General features: G+C 78.0%; 2 protein-coding genes. Both read left to right on the top strand.

All coding sequences use genetic code 11. From position 1 onward, the window contains the following. A partial coding sequence (locus tag ACWGIU_RS34540) for a vWA domain-containing protein (protein WP_453712056.1) occupies window positions 1-1,001 on the top strand: 1,001 nt, incomplete at its 5' end. After that, window positions 998-2,869, top strand: a 1,872-nt coding sequence (locus ACWGIU_RS34535; protein WP_453712055.1) for a hypothetical protein, incomplete at its 3' end; no start/stop codon positions are given. The genes ACWGIU_RS34540 and ACWGIU_RS34535, both read left to right, overlap by 4 nt.

The raw sequence follows: 2,869 nt of genomic DNA, 5'->3' as shown, positions 1-2,869 counted from the left end.
CCTCCGACCTCGACCTCGGCCAAGGGCACGGCCAGGGCGGCGGCCAGGAGGCCTCCTTCCCCACCGCCCGGGAGTGGTCGCGGGAACTGGAGGCGCTGTTCGGCGCCGACGTACGGGAGGAGGTGCTGGCAGGAGCGGCCGAAGCGGGTCGCAGCGACGTCCTCACCCAGCTCGATCCGGCGGCCGTACGGCCCTCGGTGGAACTGCTGAGCTCCGTACTGTCCCTCGTCGGCGGGCTGCCGGAGGCCCAACTCGCCCGACTGCGCCCCCTGGTCAGACGGCTCGTCGACGAACTCGCCAAAGAGCTCGCCACCCGGCTGCGCCCGGCCCTCTCCGGCCTCGCCACCCCGCGCCCCACCCGGCGGCCCGGCGGCAAGCTCGACCTGGCCCGCACCCTGCGCGCCAACCTCGCGCACACCCGGCGGCGGGCCGACGGTACCGTCGTCGTCGTCCCGGAGCGGCCCGTCTTCAGCACCCGGGCGAGCCGCGAGGCCGACTGGCGGCTGATCCTGGTCGTCGACGTCTCCGGATCCATGGAGGCGTCCGTCATCTGGTCGGCGCTGACCGCGGCGGTGCTGGGTGGCGTGCCGACCCTCTCCACCCACTTCCTCGCCTTCTCCACCCAGGTCGTGGACCTCACCGACCGGGTCGAGGACCCGCTCTCCCTGCTGCTGGAGGTCCGGGTCGGCGGTGGCACGCACATCGCCGCCGGCCTCGCGCACGCCCGCTCCCTGATCACCGTCCCGAGCCGCACCCTCGTCGTCGTGGTCAGCGACTTCGAGGAGGGCGCGCCGATCGGCGGGCTCCTCGGGGAGGTCCGCGCGCTGGCCGCCTCGGGCGCCCACCTGCTGGGCTGCGCCGCGCTCGACGACGAGGGAACGCCCCGGTACTCCGTCCCGGTCGCGCGGCAACTCGTGGCGGCCGGTATGCCCGTGGCCGCTCTCAGTCCCCTCGCCCTCGCCCGCTGGGTGGGCGACCGCCTCCGTGGAGAGTCCCGTTGAGCACCGAACTGCCGCCCGTCGCCCCCGAGGTGCTCGCCGAAGCCGTCGAGAACCTCACCCCCCGCCTGCGCAAGAAGCTGGACGCCGCCACCGAGGGCTGCGCGGCGGGCGCCGTCCCCGCGGCCGACGGCACCGTCACCCTCCGCTTCGGCGAGGACGCCCTCGTCACCCTGCGCCCCGGTCCGGCGGGCACGATCACCACGGCGGACCAGGCCACCTGCACCTGCCTGCTGGCACCCCGCTGCCTGCACCGGGCCGCCGCCCTGGGCGCGGCCCCGCTCGCGGACACCCCACCGGAGCCGGCCACGGAGCCGGGGCCGGAGCCGGCCACGGCGCCCGGGTCGACCGATCCCGCCGCTCCTACCGGGTCCACGGAACCGGTCGAGGCCGCCGCGTCGCTCGCGTCCGTCGTGACCACCATGCCCGCCCCGGCCCTCACCGCGGCCCAGCTACGCGCCGCCGGCGCCCTCTGGCACGTGGCCGCAGAAGCCCTCGCCGCCGGAGTGACCGCCGGGGGAGCGGTGGTCCAGGCCGAACTGCTGCGCGCCGCCCACACCGCCCGCCTCGCCGGGCTGCCCCGCGCCGAAGCGGCCGCCCTACGGGTCGTACGCGGCCTGCGCGCCGCCCGCGAACGCCTGGCCGGCCAGCGGCTCGGCGACCTCACCAGAGCCTTCGGAGAACTCCTCCACACCACCGGACTGCTGGCCTCCGGATCCGCCGACCCCGCACTGACGGGCACCGCCCGCCGTGCCTACGCGCCCGGCGGCAGCCTCCAGGTGCAGGGCCTGTGCCGGGAACCCGTGCTCTCCGCCACCGGATACGGCGGCGTGGTCACCCACCTGTTGGCCCCGGACGGCACCCCCTACTCGGTCTCCGACGTCCGCCCCGGCGGCCTGGCCCGCGCCCGTGGCGCCGGTTCCGCCTCCGTCGCCCTCGGCGGCGCCACCCTCGACCATGCGGGCCTCGCCCGCGGTGGCCTGCGTATCGTCGGCGCGACCGTTTCACCGGAAGGCCGGCTCGGCGCCGGACGCGGGGTCAGGGCGACCCCGCTGCCGGGTACCCCCTGGACCGAGCAGCCCGCCGCGCCGCTCTTCGCCCGACCGGCCGCCGAGGCCGTCGCCGAGCTGCTCGCGGCCCCGGACCCAGCCGGGTCCGCGCTGCTCGGCTGCGACGTCACCGTCGTGGGCGCGGTCGGCGGGCACCTTCTCGTCCGTGAGGCGCGCCCGGACGCACCCCTGCTGCGGCTGCTGCCCGCGCATCCGCACCCGGAGCTGGCGCACACGGAGAACCTGCGCCGCATCGCCTCGTACCCCGGACTCCTGCTGCGCGTCCTGGGCCGCCCCGACCTGGACCGCACCGCCACGCTGCGCCCCCTCGCCGTGGGCCCGGTGCCGGGCGCGGAGTACACGCTGCGACTGCCCGAGGAGTGGCTGGGCCGGGCCGACCTCGGCTACGACCGCCTCCAGGGCGCCCACTTCCCGCAGGGGGCCGCCGCCCCGGTACCGCTCCCGGCGGCCGAGGGCCCGGACCCGTTGGCCGACTCCCCGCTGTGGCGGGTGCGCCGCCTCCTGGAGACCGGGGTCGCCGGTGGCCGCCGGGCCGTGGCCGAGGCGGCGCGCGGTACGGCCTCCCTGGCCGGGGCCTCGTACGGCCCGCTGCGCCGGGCCGGGCTCACCGCGGCGGCGGACCTGACCGCCGCGCTGGCCGCCGAGGCCGACCGCCGTCCCCGCGACGTCTTCGGCCGGCTGGCCGACCCCTCGCCCGACGGCTACGCCTGGGCCTGGCTGGCCGCGGCCACCCACCTGGCGGCGGCGGAACGCTGCCTGATCGCGGCGTCCTGGGCGACGGCCCCGAGCGCCGTCCCGGTC

The sequence above is a fragment of the Streptomyces sp. NPDC054840 genome, assembly GCF_053611065.1.
Note: the sequence above shows the minus strand (reverse complement) of the source record. Positions and strands in the feature narration are given on the sequence as shown.